This window comes from Lactococcus lactis, assembly GCF_029023865.1.
Taxonomy (GTDB): Bacteria; Bacillota; Bacilli; order Lactobacillales; family Streptococcaceae; genus Lactococcus; species Lactococcus lactis.
Map to the genome: position 1 here is coordinate 1509516 of NZ_CP118969.1, position 18994 is coordinate 1528509.

Sequence of the window (18994 nt, forward strand, 5' to 3'; positions counted from 1 at the left end):
CCTCCTTAAAAATAAAAGAGGAGTCTTTGCTCCTCTCTCTTATAGTGCTGTAACTGTTACCGCACAAGTAGCAGATTTACCGTTTGCTGTAGTAGCTGTGATGTGTGCTGTTCCAGCTTTTACTCCGACTACTTTACCTTGAACTGGTGTTACTGTAGCGATTGTTGAATCATCAGAACTATAAGTTACTGATTTGTCAGTTGCACCAGTAGGTGTAACAGTCGCTGTCAGTGTTTCATTTGCCCCAACTGCGAGAGATAGCGTTGTTTTATTCAACGTTACTCCAACTACTGCAACGGGTGGAATTGTTTCGGAAATATAAATAGCTTCTTGAGCATTATCAAATACAATTGCATCATAATAATCAAGGCCTTTGATTGTATCACGATATCCGCTGCGGTCTTGTGAAGCTGGTACTGTATCGACTGTACCAAACTTAACAATTGGCGCAATTGCTGTTAAAGGAACCACAATAAAGTTAATTGTATTAGAAATATTAATTCCTTGAATACGGTCTTTTGAAACTTTAAGGATTGGAACACCGCCATCAAGTTGTGCTACTGTTCGGTCAATACCAGCAATTGACATTGTATTTGTAGAGAAAGTTTTAGATACTCCATCGGCATTTTTCAATAGACGATAAACTTTTGCTGAAACAAACATTACATAACCGCCAGGTACTTCATGGTCAGTCATATACTCTTCTGCTGCATCATATGAATCTAGAATAGTAGCTTGTGTCAATGCCTCAGATACTTTTGTTCCTGCATTGTCATAAAGTGCTTGAATCGCAACTTTATCACGATGTGGAACTGTAACTAAACGTTTATGCTCAGTGACAATATTATTGATGGTAAGTGCTGCCGATTCTGATTGATCCAACTGATCTACATCATAACCGAACCAATCTTCATGGGTTAATTTTACAGTTTCTTTGTCAATGCTGATTTGGTTACGAGCATTTTCTCCGTTACGTTTATAAGATGTTGCATCTTTGAATCCAGACATTTTATTAATACGAACTTCTTTTGTACCTACAAAATCAGCTGCAGTAATAGATTTTGCACCCTGTGATAAGATATCCCAAACTTGAAATTCTGCTTTGAATTCTTTGTCGATTGTTGCTAAGTCTTTTGAGTCTAATACTACTGGCATATTATTCACCTAATCTTTCTTGAATTTTTTGAACCATCGTTTTTCCACCAGATCCACCACTATTTGGATTACCGGTAGCCACGATTGTTGGTTCTGTTTTATCTGCAGCTTCTCCTTCTTGAAACAAATAGGGCATTGATTCTTTGAATATTGTTACTTGTTCATCAAGTCCTGAAATTTTGCCATCGTCTTGAATAATGACGTTATCCATGTTGACTTGACCAAATAACAAATCACTGTTCACAGTGCCTGAGTCTTTCAAAGCGAGTTTTACTGCATTTGTTTTTTGCATACTAGCAAGGTCAGCATTAAATTGAGTTTCACGTTCTTTAGCATCATTCACAGCTTTTTCAAGTTGTTTTTGAAGCTCTTCTGTGCTTAGATTAGATTTTTGAGCGCTCTCTAAGTCAGTAGTGAGTTGTTCAATTTCTTCTGTTTTCTTACTGTATTGTTCTTTGCTCACAAATTCTTTTGGAATAGTTGCATTAATTTCTGTAGCAAATGCTTCAGAATCAAAACTTCCATCTTCTTTTGTGTGCTTTGCGATAATGGCTTTAATATCCATTGCTTTCCCTCCATAGTCTTTTATAGCGGACACTTCCCGCTTTGGATTTGTTTGCCTTTTATAGCTAGGCGAGCTAAGCCCCATGTAGGAGTCGAACCTACAAACTAAACGAAAAAGGAATAAACGTTTGTTTTCCACTAAGGGCATAAGAAAAGCGTCTGTCAGTAACAAACGCTTAATTTTTATAATTAAAATCTTTCAACAAAATATTTAAAGGAGTATAAACCTTCTCTCGCTTATAATTCCTTGATAAATACTCATTGCTATCAACAAGCTGTCTAATTGCTTTTTGAGTTGCTGTAATACTTCTTTGCCATGATTGAACACCTTCTTTATTTCCCATAGCTTCCGAAACCATTTTATTTTTTTTGAACTTTATTATTCTTCGTTCAAGCTCTCTTTGCCGCTTTTGTAGTGCTGCAACTTTATCATTTTCAGCTTTATCAAATAGTGGTTGATTATTTGTATTTACTCCAGGTATAAAAGGAATCCATGCATGACGACAGTTAACGCCACGATGACCACCTGCTTCTCCATAATCAGCTCTCCAATATGGATCATAAATACTTTTATATTCAGCATTATCAGGAACATTTTGCCTTAAATCCACTACATGCCCTTGAATAAGCGAACAAGCTAACCTTGAGCCCATATGGCTTGTAACTACTACTGTATTTACTCCATATTCACTCATTCTTGAAGTTCTAAGCTCGTTGTAAGTATTTCCCATTGTAGACTTTAAAACAGTTCTGACATAGCGTTCAATCGACCAAGTATGCCCTCCTTTATCAATAAAAGTTGATTTAATACCTTGTTGAGCCCATTGCCTAACAGTTCTTTCTAATGCTTCTTCAAAAGTAAAGATTCCAGTATTAAAAGCAGCGGCTGTTTTATTAATGATGTCAGTATAAAGGCGAGATAATATTGAGCCATAACCATAATTAGTTGAAAGAAGTGTCTGATTAACATAGTTATTCAAATCACCCCAAGCTTGGTTATAATAAGCTCTCATTATTTCATCAATATTGCTTGGTAAAGGTGTTAAATGAAGCCCTGAAGCAACTAAATTGTCAATATCTTCAATTGTTGAATTGCCTAAATCATTAAACATTTGCTTGATGTTCTTTTCCGATATTCCTGTTATTTTAGAAATCATTTCAGCAGTTTCAGAATTGAATAAATGAAGCTCTCTTAGCTTTTGGAGTTGCCAGTCAGCGATGTTACTTGAGCCGTCGTTTAATCTTTTGATTATTAGACGCAATATTTCGCCTTCTAGCGACTGATAAAGGCTAGACATGTTACTGCTCCACAAGTCTAATTGATAAGGTGTAACAGCCAATTAAATCACCTCCCTTAATCAAATCCTGGAACATCACTTCCGCTATCAAGCTTATCTTCTTCAATCGTTTCGGTATCTAATCCTTCCGCTTCGTTTTGGATTTCTTTCATGATTGTATTTGCTTCAGCTTCAGTCACACCAAGCACTTTTTGAATGGCTCGTTTGCGAGATGTTAATTGCAAGGTAGTTAATTTCCCGTAGTAATCAGCTTTAGAATCTTGTGACTCAAAAACCCCATCATCAAAATCAATGTTAATGCCATATTCTTTAGGAGAACTAAATAATTCGTAAGAATCCGCAAGCTCAAAGATAGTAATTACTAATTCCTTCAAAGCTTCTTCAACAATCAAAACATTGTCCGAACGAGTTGAGAAAGTTTCAGAGTTTTCACTGATAATTTCAGTAGCTGTCTTCACGGTCTGTCCATCAAATGAAAATGTTCCGGAGCTAAAACCAGTTTCAAGTTCTATAATTCTTAAAATGAAATTGATTGATGAAATGAACTCGCTGGACCTCAAAGAAGGGGCAAACTCATCAATAAACGGTTCATCTGAACGCATTCTTTGGAATACTCCAGTCTTAGAATCAAAGCGTTTAATTGGCATTCCTTCTTCGTTATATCGCACTTTGAAAAAGTCATCTGATGCCAATATTTTGCGCCCTGCTTCTTCGATTTCCCTCATGAATTGGTCGTATTTGTCATTTATATCAAGTAGTTGACGCTTGGCATTGTCAATAATTCCAAGACTGAGAGGGCTAGAAACATCAATGTTGTTTTTCCCAGCGAGTTTGATATAAACAAAAATAGGACGAGTGAAATGTTCCATATATACTTCATCTTGTAAGTTTTCATACTTAGCTAATGAATTAAGAGGTACTCTAATTCCGACTTCCTGTTCATTTTCAGAACGATATAGTTCGTTTCGAATGAAATAACTACCATTTTCCCACTCATGAAATTCTAACAAGGTATAACGAATATTTTTCTTACCTTCTGAGACTTGAGTGACGGTTGCAATTGCTGCTTCACTAATATCATTTGTATTAGATTCTAATGGATAAAAAGTATCAGCCCGGCAATAAGCAATTTTAATCGTCTTGTTTGCTTCATCATAATATGGACGAAGCACAAGACCACCAATTGCATAACCTGCTTCTAATTCTTCCCCGAAGTTCTTACGAAATTTATTGTTATTAAAAACTTCTTGTAAAAATCTGTCCGCATCTTTATTATCAATACTTATTGAACAACCATCGTTAAAAACAAGCTTTGCCAATTTGTGAGAAACAACTTTCGATACATTCAACGAATGGAAGTCTCTTTTTTCATAATTACCTTCGCTACTTAAATATCTGACTTCACCAAATTTATTTTTATAGATTTTTTTGTTTTCTTGGATGCGAAGATATTCAGCCGAATTAACTGAAATTTTCGGATGATCTGTAATATTATTTAATGACTCAACCATTCCTACCTTTGCGCCCCCTTTTCTTATCATATTTTTAAACCAATCAAACACTGGCCACCTCCTAAATTAAGTATTCTACAGTGAAATAATTGACCGCATAGCGTAATTCATCGCATGCATGGTTATTTTTATCTACTGGTAATCCGTTAGGAGTTCTTATATATAAACCTATTTCTTTTATTAAGTTATAGTGATCATATTTACCATCTAACGAATACAAAAAAAGAATCCCTTTTTCAAAAGCATTCTGTACTCTTTCGATACCAACTTCTATTTTTAAACCATTACTTGAAACTTTATCTCTGCTGTTGTTATTTGCTTTATCTGTTGAAATACCAATTAAATTAAGTTCTTCTCTTAAAGTCTTACAAGCAGGGTCAACAAAGAAATGGTTCCAATGTGGCATATCTTGCCATTTATCATAGCACCAAGATACAAACTGTTTTATCTCCTTGGCATAAACCGACATTGCTTTAGTCTGCCCTGTATCTGTTCCACTGTGATAGTAATTCGCCATGCGGTACAAATAATATTGTCCTTCATGAAAGGTCACTACATTGAACGCACAAGTCGTCGCATCGGCTTGACCACCATCGGCTGTGAAGAATGTTTCAATGACTCTGCCTTTAAGTTGGTTGGTCATATGTTTATCTTCATCAAACATGGAATAAATAACACCTTCTGGCATTACCCGTTGTCCTAGCCAGTCACGCTTATAAAGATAATCTGATGTTTTAGATTGTTCTTCCCACATTTTTAAACGTTGACCAGTAAGAATAGGATTGTCAGTCGGTCTCCAATGTCTAAAGCGATAAGTGCCAGTCTTTTCAAACTGATTCAATAACTCAAGATTTGGATGATTGGGAGCTGGTGGATTCTGTTCTCCAAGGTGAAACCTCAGCTTACTTGCTAGCGTCCGCCTAAAAGATTCGGCTATCACTTCTTTATTAAGCAGGTTAAACTCAAGAAAAGCAACAGTTCCAAATGACATCCCCGTAATAGAACCAACTGCATTTACTTTTCCTCCACCCTTATAATAAATGCGTTTTTCATTACCTTTACCGAAGTTTATCCATAAATGGTCTCCGTTTTCGTTATGACGAATTTCTGAGTTGTCAGCAAATATGTACATTAAACCAAATCCCTCACCGTCAATGAACATGCGGTAAGCTTGTTCTTGATTATAGGCAAGGACTAAATGGTCACGGTCAGGCGATTGCGCATAGATACGAGCCATTTTGAATATATCGCTGTTTGTCTTTCCTGAACGAATTGTTCCCTCGTTCATTTCAAACTCAATTCCAGTGATGTCAGCTTTGATGTTTTCCGCTTGCTTTGGGCTGAAAGAAATCATAATGAATCACCTTCATCTTTCTCAACAATTGGAACTTCAACCAACGCTTTAAGCAACTCATTATTTTTTATATTACCACTAAGTTTGTTTGCACTATCAGCGAGTATTTTAGCTTTAGCAACAGCAGCATCAGCTTGGGCTTCCAACAGTCTGTTTTGTTGTTTCTGATTAGTTTCAACTTTATTTCTCCACATATCAGCACGTCTGTTTTTAAGCCAAAATATTTGAGCTGTTGTATCTCCTTCAAGAGCATTTTTGAGCAAAGCGTTTTCTACTTCGTAATCAATAACTGCTTTCCCTTTTTTTAGGGCGTCAGAAATGTCAGGATGACTCTTTTTCCACTCATAAAGAGTAGGCCGCTTTATCCCTATATTTTTTGCAATTTGTTCATCAGTTAAGCCATCTCTTGCCCAACCTTCGAGGAGTATCAAGCCTTCTGCGGTCAGCCACTCTTCATATTTACCTTTTGCCACATCGATTGATACTCCTTTCCAACAATAAAAGGCTGCCCAATGGACAACCTGTAATAAAATATAATAGCAAGTAAGGGAGTCGAACCCTAACAAGCTTATGAAGCAAATTCAAACCGATACTTATGATATTTTGTGCTTTTGCCTTTTACTTCATAATACAAGTATAACAGCAAAAACAAGGGTCGAGGTGCCAATTTTGGGCAATTTCGATTCTTTTTTTGTCTATTTTGTCCCTCTCAAATCAAGTGAATAACAAAAGAGTAGATGTCATTTCTAAATTTATAGTAAGCAGCTTTGGCTTTCTTCTGTGGAACTTCAAAGCCTTGGGCATCCAATTCTTGCATTACTTGATACCAGTATCTGCCATTATATCCTTCACATTTTAGTCTTATTACCTCCTTTTCAACTTGAATCAAAGGTAGATACCAGATGTCGATTTGTCTTATCAATTCTCTTAATCTGATTAATTCCTCATCATTTTCAAGCTTTTCTTGATTTATAACATGACTTTCAGGCTCCGAACCGCCAGAATAAGCCGTACGAATACCTAAGTTATCTACTTTTTGCTTATAAAGATATCTGCTTTCAATTGATTTTATTCTGGCTTCAAGTCTGCCATTAACGTAATCTCCAATAATTCTATCTAACTTATCTGCCATTAATCAAATTCTCCTTTTGTGGTATAATTAAGTTAGAAAACTTCTTGCCGAAGCCCGTTCCCAGTGGGCTTTTTTGTTTAATTAATTAATTTAAAATATAACGAGATTAGAAACGCAATCCCAAATAATATATTAAAGGTTGCAGTCCCAATACTTATTGGACTTCTTGGCTTTCCAATTGCGTAAGGTGTAATGAACATTCCAAGAATCAGGAATAGCACGTAGGCTAAAATAATTATATTTGCAATCATTTCTTTTCTCCTTTAATCCCTGCGTCAGTAACAATAAATGTATCGTTATCTCCCATATAGACTGAAATCTTATTTCCAGTTTTATTATCGGTTAAATCAACTTTACGACCAGACATTTTATAAGAAAATGAACCTGTATATTCATAAAATACATCTCCCTTATAATCTTTAATAATGATAGTACGCTGTTGATTCATATCATATTCAATTTTGAGATTCTTCTTGGCCATGTTATATGACGATGAATTAGTATAATTATGATAATATGATGAACCGGATAGTCCAACTAAAGTTAACGCTACTAAAGCTACTAAAACAAAAACTCCATAAGCGACATTATTTTTTCTGTTTTCGCGTAATACTGAACCTAGAATAAACAATCCTAAACCTAGTAATACTCCGATTACCCAAATAATTGTCCAGATAATCCATGACGTTGGTGTTGGTGTGATATAAAACATTTTATTTTCCCTCCAGTTGAGTTTAGCGAGTTCCTAGCTCAGTATGATATAATTTGTTAGACCATAAAAATTATCCATGAAACATTGTTCTATTAAGCTCGAATTTGGTCAATTCGGGCATTTTTATTTTGGAATAAATTATTGGTCTGTGTGCTATAATGTTGATGACCAAAAATAAAAATCGCAGTATTCTTCAGTATTTCGCTCAAGCTTGGTCAGCTTGGGCTTTTTTTGCGTTCAATCCATATTGTCTTCAATATATTTAATCCGACTACTACTTCCAGTTCTGAACGCATATATTTTACTTTTAGATGTTCCTTGATTACCAAAATAATCAAAAGTTGGATTACCTCGAATATCATTATTCATATACCAACTAAAATCATTCGGAATTTTATCCTCAATCATGTAATGGAATTTCTCTATAAAATATTTTTGCCCTTCAATGGTTATCTTAGGAATATATTTTTGTACATTCTCTTTTGTTGTCGAAGATAATAACATTATTCCCATTTCAATTGAAAATGCTGTGGGGAAATTATAAAATTTACCTTTTTCATCTATAGTTATCCTTCGATCTCTCATGAATTTCAAAAACATTATTTTGCTCATCTTAATATTATTAAGTTCCAATAATTCTATAAATTCTGAGTAAGAAATCTCTTGATTGGATAAAATTATATTTTTCTTTTCAATAGGAACGTAGGTTATGCTTTCGATTCTATCCACTTTCCACCTCAATCCATATGTTTATCAAGCCATTTTTCAGCTTCTGTCATTCTATTACTTTCTTTTCTAAAACTGTGTTATTTATTTTTTGTTCATCCTCGGAAATCAGCCAGTCTTTCAATTCTCTTGCTTCATCGATTGTTTCTTTGCCGAGACCTTCAAAAGCCATCCATTTATTATCATTCTTTTTTTCTACAAAATATTTTGTTTCACCCCCTAAAGTTTTACCTTTGACTATTCTATAAACTTCTTTATGCAAATTCTTGTAAATTTCATCAGTGTCATTGATATTTTGAATATCTTCAATTTTTTTAGCTACAAGTAAATCTAAAGCCAGCTTCATGAATGCGCCACCTATTAAAGCTACAAGCGTAAAAAATACATAATCTAGTAAATTCATTCATTTTCCTCCCCGAACACGTTCTCTGACTCGTCAAGGTCTGAGCGGTTTAGTTTCCTATCATATACTTCAAGCCCTGAATTACTTGAAACCCACTCAATCTTTTCACATCGCTTGCACACTCGAATATATAGTGCATTTTCCCACTTATGCCCGAACAGCTTACACAAAAGTTTCATTTATATACTCCTAATCCTTTAATAATCTCATCAGCGCTCATACTAGCCCAAGGTTCTGGAATCTGTGGGTTTAATGAGTGTCTAATAACATCTATTTCACGCAGGTTATCAATTGCTTTTCTTAGAAGTTTCTTTCTTATACTTTCAGAAGCAAATAGACTACCAGCATGTATATTATTGGCTATACTTGTTATAAAGTCTAGCTCGTCAAACAGTTCACTTATTCTTGGATTCATTCAATCCCTCCCCACCAGTCATTGACCAGCGATATTAGTTTGTCTGTCATTCAATATATCCTCCTAAGTAGCTTGGTTCTTCATTTTCATCAATATCCATAACAGATATGGTAGTATAATCTAATTTCATTTCACTAGCTCGTTTATTAGCTTTCTTTTCGGTTGAGAATACTCCGAAAAGTTCTATTGATGAACCCCAATTTTCATCACAGGTATCTGCGGTTAAAACATATACTTTCATTTTATTTTTCCTTATTTTATTCTATGAGTGGAATCCAGTCAGGAAATTTACTTTCAATATGTTCAATTGCCTGTTCCGTCCATTCATGAATCCCTAAAAATTCCATTGCATCTTTGCTGTGAGGGATAACATTTATCTCTGAGAAACCAATCGGATTATTAGCACTGTTTTGAATGAAATAAACTTGTTTCGCGGCCATTTCCAATGCATCACCATGAATGATTACACCATTCATTCCTCGAATTGCAAAAGCGTGGATTAAGAACGATACAGCTTCATCTGATAATTCTAATGCCTGGTACCAATAGTTACTCGGCAAATAGTTAAAAAAGTCTGCATTCATTCGGTCATCTTGCCATTTTTGAATAATTAGAGTTCCTGTTCCTGCTCCAGTTAAATCAGCCCCTCCAGAACCACCTACAAGCAATGCTGTGAGTTTACCAATTGCATCTGGTGTATAATGCTGCCCTTTTGACGAAACAGCCGAGTGAGTCATAAAATAATCTCTGAAAAAATCAACACTCATGTCATGGTGGATATTTAAGATTTTAGAGTAAAATTCTTCACGTCCTTTTTTATCAAAAACAAGTTCTTGAATTCGATTTGTGAAATTCATATGTTCATCAACATTGAGCATGTCATAGAATTGTTGCTCAGTAATTGTCATCTATCCCCTCCACCACTTTCACTAAATCAACTCCGAGGGCTTTGCCTGCAAGGTGGGCGATAGCGACATTAACTTGATTTTCATCTGGTAGTAATGCCGATAACTGTTCACCGATTTCGCAGTCTATTTCCTCTGCTCGCCACAGTAAATGCCAAACACTAGAATTATGTCGTTCTCTGATGAATGTAATAAAAATATCATCTAGTTTATCTGCAATGCTTTTCGGAATCGTGAGTTGTGGTTTATTATTAAAATATCTAACAACATCTTCCTCAGCATAAAGTTGTTGATACTCTGTAGTTCCAAGCTCCGATTTGTACGCTAATCCGTATGCAATAGGACTTACGACTTTTTTAAATTCCTCTAATTCACTCATCGCCACTCCCTTCAAGTTCAGTTGTGTTATGCCATATTGTGGGTTGAACATATTTTGTCAATCCATCCACACCTATTGGACCAGCTGGACACCCTGTAGTCCCAGTACTCTCTAGTGCCTTTCGAGCAACATCATTTATCATAGGAGATAATGATGATAAGTTAACAATTTCTACCAATGAACTATGATATAAAGCGTAGTCCTCTCGCATCTTTTTGATATCATCACGCAATCTATTATTTTCGTCTCGCAAGATACGTACTTCATGCTTTAATCTACTCATTTTCATCACCCTCTAGTTCTTTCAAAAGCTTCATAGCTTCTTTATTTGAAATAGGTTTTTCAACTTCCTCATACTTAACATAAGAAACTTTTCCACAGTCGGCACAAGTATACTTTTGTAAATGAATTTTACCATCCATATATTTGTGAGTGTGCATACAAAATATTTTACTCATCAGTCCCTCCAATCTCTCTGAGTGCTTGTCTAGCTACGTCAGGATTTCTATCTCTCCTAAACTGCATACCACGCCTTGAACGGTCTATTTCTGTCAGTGCCTTTTTCGCAGTGTTAAGCTGTTCTTGGAGTTTTTCAATATTATCACGTAAAGACTGTACATATTTTGCCTCTTCAAGTTCTTCGAGTTCAATTTCTCGTTTACTTAACATTTTAGGTAAATCGCTCATTCATCTTCCTCCGCTTCAAGCGCCGCATTCTCAGCTAGTACAACATCGATTTTCTTTCCAGTTACTTTTTCGATGTAATCAACTGCAAGTTTATGAGTTTTAGCTAGGTCCGCAAGCTTTCTGTCTACAAGGTTTCCAACAACAATATCTTGAGTGATGGTTGCTGCAACGCTCGCTTCAATCAACGTTTGAATGCAGCTCTCTAATTCTTCTTGGAGTTTTTCAACCGAAAGTTTGTCAGTGTCTGAAATGCACTCACCACACAAGCTATCTTCAGTTGCATATCTTCCTATTGTTTCTTTGCCACATTTTTGGCAACTCATAAAATAACTCATTCTCCATCCTCCACAGGCACAGCAAACTGCCAGTAACGCTCATCAATTGACTTGATTTCTTGTTCTGTTAATTTTAATGCATAATCTTTTCCTTTTGTAAATTCTGAGATTATTCCACTTTCCGCTTTTGATACGAAGGTTGAATCGCTGGTTGAATCGCTTAATCCAAAAACTTTTGGTAATGCAATATAGAACAGCTGCGGTTTTTCGATCTGCGGTTTTTCGACTGTGTAGCCTGTAATAGCTAAATGCGAAAGGATAAATAGTTTATTGTTTAGACCACCAAAACCGAACCGTCTATCTTTAAATTGGAAATGATTCAGCCACCAAAAGCCTTTTTCTGTCAAAATATCATCGAAGTCACTCAATGTGGCAAAATTATTCTGAGTTTTCAAGTATTTAATAGCTTTATCAACATCTTCAGGCACGACTGGTAGGTCTTGCTGTTGGTCTGTTTCATACTTTTCAAAAAATGCAATTCTGTTTTTTTCAAATGTTTCAGCATCTACTTGTCCAAGTAATACTTTTCCTGATAATTCAATCAAGTAGTTAAATTCTTCTTCAAACTTAGTCATTTTTCGTGTCCTCACTTTTTTCATCTTCACAAGTGAAGCAAATATAATGCCCTTCATCTAAAACCTTATCAACGACTGAACTATCAGTTGTAAATATGAAATTCTCTTTGCATTTTGCGCATGTTACATTTATTTTTTTAATCATTTTTCGTGTCCTCCAAGATTGCGATTAGTTCTCTACCATTTTTTATTTTGATAATTTTTATTTTTCTGTAAAGGAAACCGCAACTGAAAGCTTCAATATCATTACCACATTCAAATTGGACTATGATTCGATTTTTTTCAGTTTTTAAAATAACTGTCATCCCTTCTTCAATCACTTTTAATAAACTTTCAACTGTCATTTCTTATCTCCTTCCAATAATTCAGGGTTCTCATAGATATTTCCGATGACTTCGCTATAGCTTAGGATATTTTTTAATCGTATATCAAATCCTTTTGCCTTAAATTCTCCATCTTTGAAAATTATTTTAAAGTCTCTATTTATGGAAAGTGACCCAGAACCAGTCATTGGATTTCTAAAAGAATTCCTATAATTTATTACATCACCTTCATAAATTTCAACGCCATTTTTATCTTTTAATCCTGTTGACTGCATAAATTCAACGTCTTCATCAGCGCCAGTACAGAAATGGTCAAAACGATAATTAATGCTATCGTCGAAATATTCAACCTCTCCATAACTCATACGCTCATCTTGTTTATCCCAAGCTCTTAATTTTGGTTTCATCTAGCTGCTCCTATAATCCTAATTCTTCTTTGCGTGCTGCTTCGATTGCCATTTGCGCTCTGATATTTCTTCGCAATCTACGTTCTTCTTTTGTTTCGTGCTTTCTACGGTCGCGATCGGTTATTTCATCAGAAATCTTAGATTTTGAACCACCATAGGGCTTCCAACCGGGATATTTCTCCATCATCGCTTTTTCATTTACGACTGCGATTTTGACTGCGTTCTTTTTTGGAGAATTGTCTCTTCCATTTTTAACCCATCCAGCGACTGAATGAGGTGAAACAAGAAGCATTTTCGAAAGCTCTTTTTTTGTACCAGTTCCCATTTTTATCTCTTTGAAATATACATCATAAATTTTTTTCTAACCTTGCCATCTCCTGCCTCTTTCAATCCGCTTAGTTTATTTTTCCATTGTTCGTGAAACCATTCGTCGTCTTTGTCAGCGACTTTATGATTCTTCAAGATATCCTTGTCTTTAAAATCTAGGACATTTTTTTCTTTTTGCGTTGTCATACTAACACCTCATATTTTAGTCAATCCAAATAATAGACTTTTATTTTAGTTACTTTTTTTCTTTTTATTCCATCAACCATCTGTTGGGCTATTTTTTCAGGATTACTTCCAGAGTATGATTTCTGATAAATAGAAACGTATCCATCTTCTTCGCCTTCATCACTATAATCTTTAACTTCTATGTCATAAGTCACCAAGATTGAATCAGTAGGTTCAATTGTCTTAATTGTTACTTTAAATCTTCCGTCTTTTTTAGATTCCAGTTTTTTATCTGATAAGTTGATTACTTCCATAACCTACCTCATATTTTAGCTTCTAAGCGCTTTTGTCTAGTTCGTGATAAATTATCCATGAAACGTTTTAAGCGCTCAATGTAACCGCAATTTTCATGATTAAATGCTATTCTGTCAGTTCTTTCACTACTAACTCAACTTTCCACATCTTTGTATCTCCAGAAAGTCCACCATGCTCAAAACTTGTTCTGCGAATAATATTTTTATTATCATCACTCTATATTCCAGCATCTGTCAATCCATCTATAATCGCCTTTGAAGTTGGCGAATAGTTTGGTGGATCATAACTATAATTTTTAGGAGGATATAGCACAACAAACACATCGCAACGGTGCTTCTCATGGAATTGCTCAAATACTTCATCTGACTGGTCTAGCCATTCATGAGCAGTTCGACATGCAATCCGTCTTAAACGCTGTTTAGTGTTATTGGCAGCAATTCTTGAACCATAAGTTGTGCCTTTGTTATCATTCTCATTTATCATTTCTTTTCTGAGAAAGTTAAATTCAAACTTCATATATTGACCTTTTTAAACGATTTTTATTTTTTCGTACTCATCCTCAACACGCTTCCCATGTTCCATGTGCCAAGGAGAGATGCGTTTTGATACTTCTACAACACTCAAACTAGTTATCGATGAAATAAACATCCATGGGCTTATCAGTAATCCATTTTCCTTAGCCCATTTAAGCCATCTGTCGTAATGGTCTGGAGTGATTCCCTCACAGACTCTACTAGCAAGTTCAAGATAATACTTTCTGAGGTCATCCATTACGCAACCCCATTTCTCCAACTAATTTGTACATTTCGTTTTGAGTCATTCCAGTTGTATCGACACCAGCTTTAATTAATCTACCCTCATCAGTCCATTCAGGAGCTTTTTTGACTGGCTTTTGCTGCTGAAATTTATTCTGATTGTTTTGAGACTTATTTTGAAAACTCACTTCCTCAGCTTTTGCTTGCTCAAGTGTTTTTATTCCTGACCGATTCCAAGATTTTAGAATGCCTTGTGCATATCCGTATTCTCGTTGTCTTTTTACTGCTCGTTTGACTGCTTCAATAATTAGCTCAAGGCCATAATCTTCTAAATCAGCTTTCAAGTCATCATAAAGAATTGGTTTTACTATTCCAAAGTTTGCTTGATAAAGTTCAATTAAGTATTGAAAATCAGAATTTGTTGAAGTAGCTGTGCTTGCTTCTACTTCTTTCTCTATCTTTAACTCTCTCTCTATCTCTAGCTCTAACTCTGGTGTACTTTTGTCGTACATTTGTACTAACTTTGGTGTATCATTTGAAACTAGACCTTTTTCTTTATTGATTTTAGATCGATAAGCCTTTATCCTATCAGCCTCTGTTGTTGTTTTTCCGATAAAGTTTTGAATATCTAGCATATAAATTGCTCCATTATCCATAACTTCAACTAGGCCTAAATCAACAAACGCTTTAAGAGCTCTTTCAACTACACCGACTGGATGACGTACAATTGTAGAAAGCATTTGAGGGTTGAAAGGTATTCTTTCATTGAACATTAGCCTTCCTTCATACTTTAAACTTCTTAAATAAAGTTTCAGTAAGATGTTACTGTAAATAATCCCATCTCCGTTATCCATGTTTTCTAAGATAATCATTTCATCAGAATCAAAGAAGTTTTCTTTTAATCTCATGTAGTAATACTTCTTGTTATCTGCCACACCCTCTCCTTCCTATAGATTTATTTCAAGTTTTATTTTTCAAATTAAAAGCTGGCGATGAGTGGTTATGTGTAAACACTAAATACTCATTGACTTTACGGCTCGTTCCGCCACCCTCCAGCTTTGACTAAATACGAAACTACCCGCCCAAGGTAGTCTTGCTTAAAGTTGAATTATTTCTAATTCTACTGCTCAGGATTAGTGAGGACTGCAGTTTGCTCATAGGTTAAATTTTCCCAAACTCTTTCGCTTTGAAATCTCCGAAACCGTTATCAACCATAACTTGCTTCCATTTATTTTTTTCTTCAAGACTTGAAAAACAAATTTCAATTACCGCTCTATACTTCTGAACGATTTCAGTTCCAGAAACTTCAGCAATTTCTTCATCAGGACTAGATTTTGTTTTTTCTGGTTCGCTCTGAATGATTTCAGTTGATACCGAAGCAGCGTTGTTAAACGACGCTTCAAGCTTTCTTGTTTCAAATTCTTGCTGCTGTTTTTCAAGTTCAGCTTGTCTTTGTTTTTCTGCTTCTTTGCGTTTTTCCTCAGCTTCCTTACGTTGCTTTTCAAAAAGAACATCCTCAGAAATTGCTGACATTACTTCACTGACAGATTTTCCACTATCAAGCATCCGAATATATGGTGTATCACTGACATTATTTCCAAAACAAAAGTTTGAAATCGTATCTTTATTTGCTTTATATTCAGCAATCTTTTGCTTTTCGCCATCAATGACATAAGTAATAGAATCAATAAGTTGCTTTTTAGGTTTAGTGTCATTGAAATTTGAAGATTTGGCCCAGTCATCCACAAAGCTTTCAAAGATTCGTGAATCTACTTCTGTGTCTGCCGTCAGTTCAATTAACAATTCATGAACAATTTTTTTTCTTTCTTCTTTTTGTTCTGCTTCAACTTCTTTTATCCCAGAATCAATTTGAGAAATCGCATTCTCTAATACTTCTACAGCCTTTTTGAACCAAACTTCAAACTCTGTTAAAGGTTGGTTATACTCCTTTTTGATACGAATCTTTTCATCATTCAAGGATTTTGAAAGTTTCCGTAGCTCTGCACGAGTTTTTTTATCATCTGCCATTGATTCAACAGTTACAAGCCGGTTAGAGTTTGCTTGAGCAATTGAATTAATTTGCTCTTCAAACTTTTCACGGTCTAAGACTTCAATTTTTGCTGGTTCAAACGTTACATTAAATTCATTCATTTTAGAAATCCTCCGCTGTTATTTCATCAATAACTTCGCCAGTTTCTTCAACAACTTCTTTTTGAGATTGAGCTTTTTCTTTCAACTCTTCAATCTTCCTTGCTGCGTAGTCTTCCTTATCAAAAGATTCGATTTGTGCACGGTCAGGTTCTTTTACACCATTCACTTCACGAGGTTCTTTTTCTGGCTCAGGAAACTCTTCTTCGCCATAAGTTCCTGAAAACTCGGCAGGAAATGCCATTCTCAGCGCTTGGCTTTCAGCTACTTTTCCAAGCATTGTACATGGTTTATTAGTCCACATCTTATTAGGGTGTCCATCTTTCATTTGAACGTATTCATCATAAGATACCGCAACATATACTGGGATTTCTGTGTTTTTTAAATGAACTCTAGCCCATGCACCAACTAATTCTTGTTCATGAGTTTTGAATGTTCCTTCATTATGTTCCAGAACTCCATCTTTATTTAGAACAATTACTCCTACTTCGATTCCCGCAAAATTAGGATTTTGAAATGCACGTTTTCGATAAAAGTCACGAGATACAACGATTTGAGCTGGTTGATTACCATATTTGATGAAATAAACTTCTTTCATAAATGGATTCATGTTGTTTTGTTTGCAAAGATTAATAAGTAAAACAAGTTCCGCATCACTTGCTTTGCCACCACCATCTAAATATTGCTTAATTGTGGTCATATTTAAATTATCAACACTAAAGATTCCTAATTCATTTGCCATTTTTAAATTCTCCGTTTCTTATTTTTGTTGAAACGTGATATAATCTAGATATAAAAATATATAAAGACACATCACGTCTTAGTCCGCATGCCAGTGCGGGCTTTTTTATTTTGTCAGTTCAACCGCTGCTTTATAAGCATTTGACCATTCATAAAGCTGAGGGATGAGCGAATTTTGAAGAAAATCTTTTGAGTAAACTGAGAGTTTTTCTTTATAAAATTCGACTGACTCTTGATAAACTACTTGTCCAAGATGATTAATTGTTTTTACTTGATTTTTCATTTCATCACCGCCAACTTTTGACGAAATTCATCATTTTTGCGACGAATAATTAATTCTGTTTCGGCTGATTCAAGTTTTAAATATGCTTCATCGAGCAATTGATCTCTTGTATCAATCATTTGAGCTTGTGTTGCGATTGTAGTTGACATTTGGTCTACCAGGTCCTTCAACTCTTTCATATCACGGACTACATTATTGTAATCAGCAAGAATTTCTTTTTCTTCTTCTGTTTTAAATCCGAACATTTTATTTACTCCCTCCTGAAAACTTTTGATAAAATTCTTTGTTTATAAAATCCATCATTTCTTTAAACCTAAACGACCAGTTATCTCCTTTACCATTTGGGTAATATACCCAACCTCCGTTTTCAACTGATATTCTTTTTCTTAAATCAGGTTTTCTTAAAACTTTGGAAACTGTTGGAATACTACGGTTTGATTTTTTTATGAATACATCCATACCAACCCAACCGTCAAAGTCTTTTTCTTTAAGCTCTTGATATTCAACTTTATCTACAAGAATCTTATCTTCTGGAATTAAAACTGAAATAGTCGCTTGTACTTCAAGTGTTTGTTCCATGGATTTTCCTTTCTAAGCTTCAAAATCGAAACTCATTTGTCTGAGTTGCATTTTCGTAGCTGTGGAAGGCTCCCAGTTATTAGTGAAATCAACAACTGTATCAAAATGCTTTGCTCTTAATTGAGTTCGTGTAGATACTCCTGTAACTACCTTGACTCCTTGATTGATATCTTTAAACAACTTGCCGCGCTGTTCTCGAGTGATTTTTCCATATCCTCTAGCTACTTCCGCAACACGTTGGTTAATGCGACTACCAATAAAATAAAATGCTTCCCTTCTTCAAATCTCGTCCGGTTATTATTAAAATTATTGCTAATAACTTTATTTGTTGTTCCATAACCATCAGCAATTTGTTGTGTAGTCAAAACTCGTTGACCATTTAATTCTGTAATCTGTAATTCGTTCATTTTTGAATCCTTTCTATTTTCGTTCTTTTTCGGGAACATTCGCTTTAAAAAAAATGCCTAAATCTTCTTTATCGTATCCAAAAATTGAAGCCAATTTGATAAGCTCATTAGCCCCAATAGACACAATGCCGTTTTCTCGTTTTGCGTAAGCGGCTCGTGTTTTCCATCCCATTCGCTTAGCAACTTCGTCTTGTGTCAAATCATTTGCGATTCGTTCTGCTTTGATTCTGTTTAAATCAATAGTCATATTCATTTCTCCTTTCGTTCTTTTTCGGGAACAAATCAATAATATCACTATCGTTCTCTTTTGTCAACAGAAAAGTTATAAAAAAAAACAAAAAAACTTTTTTTGTTTACATCTTGTGCTTTTTCGGGAACAGTGGTATAATGTTT

Annotated in this window: 35 protein-coding genes and 2 pseudogenes; all 37 read right to left on the reverse strand. The window is 35.0% G+C overall.

The genetic code is table 11. The features are described from left to right. Positions 1-39 precede the first annotated feature (39 nt). Positions 40-324 carry an Ig-like domain-containing protein gene (locus tag PYW37_RS07455; protein ID WP_255209176.1) on the reverse strand — a complete coding sequence of 95 codons (285 nt, stop codon included), beginning with the start codon at positions 322-324 and terminating at the stop codon, positions 40-42. Then, a pseudogene (locus PYW37_RS07460) lies at positions 313-1155 on the reverse strand (capsid protein); the annotation flags it as partial. The pseudogene PYW37_RS07460 and the gene PYW37_RS07455, both read right to left, overlap by 12 nt. Position 1156: 1 nt before the next feature. Next, entirely contained in the window at positions 1157-1720 is a 564-nt protein-coding gene (locus PYW37_RS07465) for a phage scaffolding protein (RefSeq protein WP_025017219.1), read from the reverse strand. Positions 1721-1895: 175 nt separating this feature from the next. Beyond that, positions 1896-3059: a phage minor capsid protein gene (locus tag PYW37_RS07470; RefSeq protein WP_025017220.1), complete on the reverse strand. Its 1164-nt coding sequence runs from the start codon at positions 3057-3059 to the stop codon at positions 1896-1898. 14 nt (positions 3060-3073) lie between these two features. Beyond that, a complete protein-coding gene (locus tag PYW37_RS07475; RefSeq protein ID WP_025017221.1) occupies positions 3074-4579 on the reverse strand; it encodes a phage portal protein in 1506 nt (501 codons plus the stop codon). A 10-nt stretch (positions 4580-4589) separates the two neighbouring features. Beyond that, positions 4590-5882 carry a PBSX family phage terminase large subunit gene (locus PYW37_RS07480; protein WP_032943703.1) on the reverse strand — a complete coding sequence of 431 codons (1293 nt, stop codon included), beginning with the start codon at positions 5880-5882 and terminating at the stop codon, positions 4590-4592. Further along, complete coding sequence (locus tag PYW37_RS13315; RefSeq protein WP_197939426.1) at positions 5879-6355, reverse strand: hypothetical protein; 477 nt, start codon at positions 6353-6355, stop codon at positions 5879-5881. Before PYW37_RS13315 ends, PYW37_RS07480 begins: the two co-directional genes overlap by 4 nt. 236 nt (positions 6356-6591) lie before the next feature. Continuing rightward, positions 6592-7014 (reverse strand): RinA family protein, encoded by a 423-nt coding sequence (locus PYW37_RS07490; RefSeq protein WP_025017223.1) that lies wholly within the window; start codon positions 7012-7014, stop codon positions 6592-6594. Positions 7015-7261: 247 nt separating this feature from the next. After that, positions 7262-7726 (reverse strand): hypothetical protein, encoded by a 465-nt coding sequence (locus PYW37_RS07495; RefSeq protein WP_023189037.1) that lies wholly within the window; start codon positions 7724-7726, stop codon positions 7262-7264. Positions 7727-7963: 237 nt separating this feature from the next. Beyond that, complete coding sequence (locus PYW37_RS07500; RefSeq protein ID WP_015968427.1) at positions 7964-8455, reverse strand: phage antirepressor KilAC domain-containing protein; 492 nt, start codon at positions 8453-8455, stop codon at positions 7964-7966. Between the two features lie 46 nt (positions 8456-8501). After that, a complete protein-coding gene (locus PYW37_RS07505) occupies positions 8502-8855 on the reverse strand; it encodes a hypothetical protein (protein ID WP_025017278.1) in 354 nt (117 codons plus the stop codon). Next, on the reverse strand, positions 8852-9034 hold the full coding sequence (locus PYW37_RS07510; protein WP_025017277.1) for a DUF1660 domain-containing protein: 183 nt from the start codon (positions 9032-9034) through the stop codon (positions 8852-8854). The genes PYW37_RS07505 and PYW37_RS07510 overlap by 4 nt, the downstream gene beginning before the upstream one ends. Further along, on the reverse strand, positions 9031-9270 hold the full coding sequence (locus tag PYW37_RS07515; RefSeq protein WP_025017276.1) for a hypothetical protein: 240 nt from the start codon (positions 9268-9270) through the stop codon (positions 9031-9033). The genes PYW37_RS07510 and PYW37_RS07515 overlap by 4 nt, the downstream gene beginning before the upstream one ends. Before the next feature lie 46 nt (positions 9271-9316). Continuing rightward, on the reverse strand, positions 9317-9511 hold the full coding sequence (locus PYW37_RS07520) for a DUF7336 domain-containing protein (RefSeq protein WP_023164635.1): 195 nt from the start codon (positions 9509-9511) through the stop codon (positions 9317-9319). Positions 9512-9527: 16 nt separating this feature from the next. After that, positions 9528-10178 carry a hypothetical protein gene (locus PYW37_RS07525; protein ID WP_025017262.1) on the reverse strand — a complete coding sequence of 217 codons (651 nt, stop codon included), beginning with the start codon at positions 10176-10178 and terminating at the stop codon, positions 9528-9530. After that, positions 10165-10554 carry a hypothetical protein gene (locus tag PYW37_RS07530; protein WP_197939425.1) on the reverse strand — a complete coding sequence of 130 codons (390 nt, stop codon included), beginning with the start codon at positions 10552-10554 and terminating at the stop codon, positions 10165-10167. The genes PYW37_RS07525 and PYW37_RS07530 overlap by 14 nt, the downstream gene beginning before the upstream one ends. Further along, positions 10547-10837 carry a hypothetical protein gene (locus PYW37_RS07535; RefSeq protein ID WP_133278212.1) on the reverse strand — a complete coding sequence of 97 codons (291 nt, stop codon included), beginning with the start codon at positions 10835-10837 and terminating at the stop codon, positions 10547-10549. Before PYW37_RS07535 ends, PYW37_RS07530 begins: the two co-directional genes overlap by 8 nt. After that, a complete protein-coding gene (locus PYW37_RS07540; RefSeq protein WP_025017264.1) occupies positions 10830-11012 on the reverse strand; it encodes a hypothetical protein in 183 nt (60 codons plus the stop codon). The genes PYW37_RS07535 and PYW37_RS07540 overlap by 8 nt, the downstream gene beginning before the upstream one ends. Then, the gene (locus tag PYW37_RS07545; protein ID WP_133278222.1) at positions 11005-11241 is read right to left on the reverse strand and encodes a hypothetical protein; all 237 of its coding nucleotides are present in this window, start codon (positions 11239-11241) and stop codon (positions 11005-11007) included. Before PYW37_RS07545 ends, PYW37_RS07540 begins: the two co-directional genes overlap by 8 nt. Further along, entirely contained in the window at positions 11238-11564 is a 327-nt protein-coding gene (locus PYW37_RS07550; protein WP_032943792.1) for a hypothetical protein, read from the reverse strand. Before PYW37_RS07550 ends, PYW37_RS07545 begins: the two co-directional genes overlap by 4 nt. 8 nt (positions 11565-11572) lie before the next feature. Next, positions 11573-12151 carry a DUF1642 domain-containing protein gene (locus PYW37_RS07555; protein WP_025017266.1) on the reverse strand — a complete coding sequence of 193 codons (579 nt, stop codon included), beginning with the start codon at positions 12149-12151 and terminating at the stop codon, positions 11573-11575. Positions 12152-12288: 137 nt separating this feature from the next. After that, positions 12289-12495 (reverse strand): DUF1125 domain-containing protein, encoded by a 207-nt coding sequence (locus PYW37_RS07560; RefSeq protein ID WP_044009649.1) that lies wholly within the window; start codon positions 12493-12495, stop codon positions 12289-12291. Continuing rightward, a complete protein-coding gene (locus tag PYW37_RS07565; RefSeq protein ID WP_044009648.1) occupies positions 12492-12881 on the reverse strand; it encodes a YopX family protein in 390 nt (129 codons plus the stop codon). Before PYW37_RS07565 ends, PYW37_RS07560 begins: the two co-directional genes overlap by 4 nt. 10 nt (positions 12882-12891) lie before the next feature. Continuing rightward, on the reverse strand, positions 12892-13206 hold the full coding sequence (locus PYW37_RS07570) for a DUF658 family protein (RefSeq protein WP_025016605.1): 315 nt from the start codon (positions 13204-13206) through the stop codon (positions 12892-12894). Positions 13207-13208: 2 nt separating this feature from the next. Further along, positions 13209-13394, reverse strand: coding sequence for a hypothetical protein (locus tag PYW37_RS07575; RefSeq protein ID WP_025016606.1), 186 nt, complete (start codon positions 13392-13394; stop codon positions 13209-13211). A 20-nt stretch (positions 13395-13414) separates the two neighbouring features. Continuing rightward, positions 13415-13687 (reverse strand): hypothetical protein, encoded by a 273-nt coding sequence (locus PYW37_RS07580; protein WP_025016607.1) that lies wholly within the window; start codon positions 13685-13687, stop codon positions 13415-13417. 217 nt (positions 13688-13904) lie between these two features. After that, positions 13905-14204, reverse strand: coding sequence for a hypothetical protein (locus tag PYW37_RS07585; protein ID WP_232238886.1), 300 nt, complete (start codon positions 14202-14204; stop codon positions 13905-13907). A gap of 12 nt (positions 14205-14216) precedes the next feature. Beyond that, on the reverse strand, positions 14217-14459 hold the full coding sequence (locus tag PYW37_RS07590) for a hypothetical protein (RefSeq protein ID WP_025016608.1): 243 nt from the start codon (positions 14457-14459) through the stop codon (positions 14217-14219). Next, on the reverse strand, positions 14452-15378 hold the full coding sequence (locus tag PYW37_RS07595; RefSeq protein ID WP_044009647.1) for a phage replisome organizer N-terminal domain-containing protein: 927 nt from the start codon (positions 15376-15378) through the stop codon (positions 14452-14454). The genes PYW37_RS07590 and PYW37_RS07595 overlap by 8 nt, the downstream gene beginning before the upstream one ends. Before the next feature lie 226 nt (positions 15379-15604). Beyond that, positions 15605-16594, reverse strand: a complete 990-nt coding sequence (locus PYW37_RS07600; protein WP_025016609.1) for a DUF1351 domain-containing protein — start codon at positions 16592-16594, stop codon at positions 15605-15607. A 1-nt stretch (position 16595) separates the two neighbouring features. After that, positions 16596-17333 (reverse strand): phage recombination protein Bet, encoded by a 738-nt coding sequence (bet, locus tag PYW37_RS07605; protein ID WP_025016610.1) that lies wholly within the window; start codon positions 17331-17333, stop codon positions 16596-16598. Positions 17334-17438: 105 nt separating this feature from the next. Continuing rightward, complete coding sequence (locus tag PYW37_RS07610) at positions 17439-17615, reverse strand: putative transcriptional regulator (protein WP_032943269.1); 177 nt, start codon at positions 17613-17615, stop codon at positions 17439-17441. Then, the gene (locus tag PYW37_RS07615; RefSeq protein WP_025016611.1) at positions 17612-17860 is read right to left on the reverse strand and encodes a hypothetical protein; all 249 of its coding nucleotides are present in this window, start codon (positions 17858-17860) and stop codon (positions 17612-17614) included. Before PYW37_RS07615 ends, PYW37_RS07610 begins: the two co-directional genes overlap by 4 nt. 1 nt (position 17861) lies before the next feature. Then, on the reverse strand, positions 17862-18194 hold the full coding sequence (locus PYW37_RS07620) for a DUF771 domain-containing protein (RefSeq protein WP_002819829.1): 333 nt from the start codon (positions 18192-18194) through the stop codon (positions 17862-17864). A gap of 12 nt (positions 18195-18206) precedes the next feature. Beyond that, positions 18207-18443, reverse strand: a pseudogene (locus PYW37_RS07625) (ORF6C domain-containing protein); the annotation flags it as partial. Beyond that, positions 18416-18640, reverse strand: coding sequence for an ORF6N domain-containing protein (locus tag PYW37_RS07630; RefSeq protein ID WP_044009646.1), 225 nt, complete (start codon positions 18638-18640; stop codon positions 18416-18418). The gene PYW37_RS07630 and the pseudogene PYW37_RS07625, both read right to left, overlap by 28 nt. Beyond that, the gene (locus PYW37_RS07635) at positions 18615-18848 is read right to left on the reverse strand and encodes a helix-turn-helix transcriptional regulator (protein ID WP_025016613.1); all 234 of its coding nucleotides are present in this window, start codon (positions 18846-18848) and stop codon (positions 18615-18617) included. Before PYW37_RS07635 ends, PYW37_RS07630 begins: the two co-directional genes overlap by 26 nt. Positions 18849-18994 lie beyond the last annotated feature (146 nt).

Coding starts and splice junctions, on each gene's coding strand:
- PYW37_RS07535 (WP_133278212.1), bottom strand. CDS start 10,837: ATGAGTAGATTAAAGCATGAAGTACGTATCTTGCGAGACGAAAATAAT.
- PYW37_RS07480 (WP_032943703.1), bottom strand. CDS start 5,882: ATGATTTCTTTCAGCCCAAAGCAAGCGGAAAACATCAAAGCTGACATC.
- PYW37_RS07530 (WP_197939425.1), bottom strand. CDS start 10,554: ATGAGTGAATTAGAGGAATTTAAAAAAGTCGTAAGTCCTATTGCATAC.
- PYW37_RS07575 (WP_025016606.1), bottom strand. CDS start 13,394: ATGACAACGCAAAAAGAAAAAAATGTCCTAGATTTTAAAGACAAGGAT.
- PYW37_RS07565 (WP_044009648.1), bottom strand. CDS start 12,881: ATGAAACCAAAATTAAGAGCTTGGGATAAACAAGATGAGCGTATGAGT.
- PYW37_RS07600 (WP_025016609.1), bottom strand. CDS start 16,594: ATGAATGAATTTAATGTAACGTTTGAACCAGCAAAAATTGAAGTCTTA.
- PYW37_RS07610 (WP_032943269.1), bottom strand. CDS start 17,615: ATGAAAAATCAAGTAAAAACAATTAATCATCTTGGACAAGTAGTTTAT.
- PYW37_RS07490 (WP_025017223.1), bottom strand. CDS start 7,014: ATGGCAGATAAGTTAGATAGAATTATTGGAGATTACGTTAATGGCAGA.
- PYW37_RS07505 (WP_025017278.1), bottom strand. CDS start 8,855: ATGAATTTACTAGATTATGTATTTTTTACGCTTGTAGCTTTAATAGGT.
- PYW37_RS07635 (WP_025016613.1), bottom strand. CDS start 18,848: ATGACTATTGATTTAAACAGAATCAAAGCAGAACGAATCGCAAATGAT.
- PYW37_RS07525 (WP_025017262.1), bottom strand. CDS start 10,178: ATGACAATTACTGAGCAACAATTCTATGACATGCTCAATGTTGATGAA.
- PYW37_RS07620 (WP_002819829.1), bottom strand. CDS start 18,194: ATGGAACAAACACTTGAAGTACAAGCGACTATTTCAGTTTTAATTCCA.
- bet (WP_025016610.1), bottom strand. CDS start 17,333: ATGGCAAATGAATTAGGAATCTTTAGTGTTGATAATTTAAATATGACC.
- PYW37_RS07520 (WP_023164635.1), bottom strand. CDS start 9,511: ATGAAAGTATATGTTTTAACCGCAGATACCTGTGATGAAAATTGGGGT.
- PYW37_RS07545 (WP_133278222.1), bottom strand. CDS start 11,241: ATGAGCGATTTACCTAAAATGTTAAGTAAACGAGAAATTGAACTCGAA.
- PYW37_RS07560 (WP_044009649.1), bottom strand. CDS start 12,495: ATGACAGTTGAAAGTTTATTAAAAGTGATTGAAGAAGGGATGACAGTT.
- PYW37_RS07585 (WP_232238886.1), bottom strand. CDS start 14,204: ATGAAGTTTGAATTTAACTTTCTCAGAAAAGAAATGATAAATGAGAAT.
- PYW37_RS07515 (WP_025017276.1), bottom strand. CDS start 9,270: ATGAATCCAAGAATAAGTGAACTGTTTGACGAGCTAGACTTTATAACA.
- PYW37_RS07555 (WP_025017266.1), bottom strand. CDS start 12,151: ATGACTAAGTTTGAAGAAGAATTTAACTACTTGATTGAATTATCAGGA.
- PYW37_RS07590 (WP_025016608.1), bottom strand. CDS start 14,459: ATGGATGACCTCAGAAAGTATTATCTTGAACTTGCTAGTAGAGTCTGT.
- PYW37_RS07615 (WP_025016611.1), bottom strand. CDS start 17,860: ATGTTCGGATTTAAAACAGAAGAAGAAAAAGAAATTCTTGCTGATTAC.
- PYW37_RS07540 (WP_025017264.1), bottom strand. CDS start 11,012: ATGAGTAAAATATTTTGTATGCACACTCACAAATATATGGATGGTAAA.
- PYW37_RS07630 (WP_044009646.1), bottom strand. CDS start 18,640: ATGTTCCCGAAAAAGAACGAAAATAGAAAGGATTCAAAAATGAACGAA.
- PYW37_RS07550 (WP_032943792.1), bottom strand. CDS start 11,564: ATGAGTTGCCAAAAATGTGGCAAAGAAACAATAGGAAGATATGCAACT.
- PYW37_RS07570 (WP_025016605.1), bottom strand. CDS start 13,206: ATGGGAACTGGTACAAAAAAAGAGCTTTCGAAAATGCTTCTTGTTTCA.
- PYW37_RS07510 (WP_025017277.1), bottom strand. CDS start 9,034: ATGAAACTTTTGTGTAAGCTGTTCGGGCATAAGTGGGAAAATGCACTA.
- PYW37_RS07465 (WP_025017219.1), bottom strand. CDS start 1,720: ATGGATATTAAAGCCATTATCGCAAAGCACACAAAAGAAGATGGAAGT.
- PYW37_RS07495 (WP_023189037.1), bottom strand. CDS start 7,726: ATGTTTTATATCACACCAACACCAACGTCATGGATTATCTGGACAATT.
- PYW37_RS07580 (WP_025016607.1), bottom strand. CDS start 13,687: ATGGAAGTAATCAACTTATCAGATAAAAAACTGGAATCTAAAAAAGAC.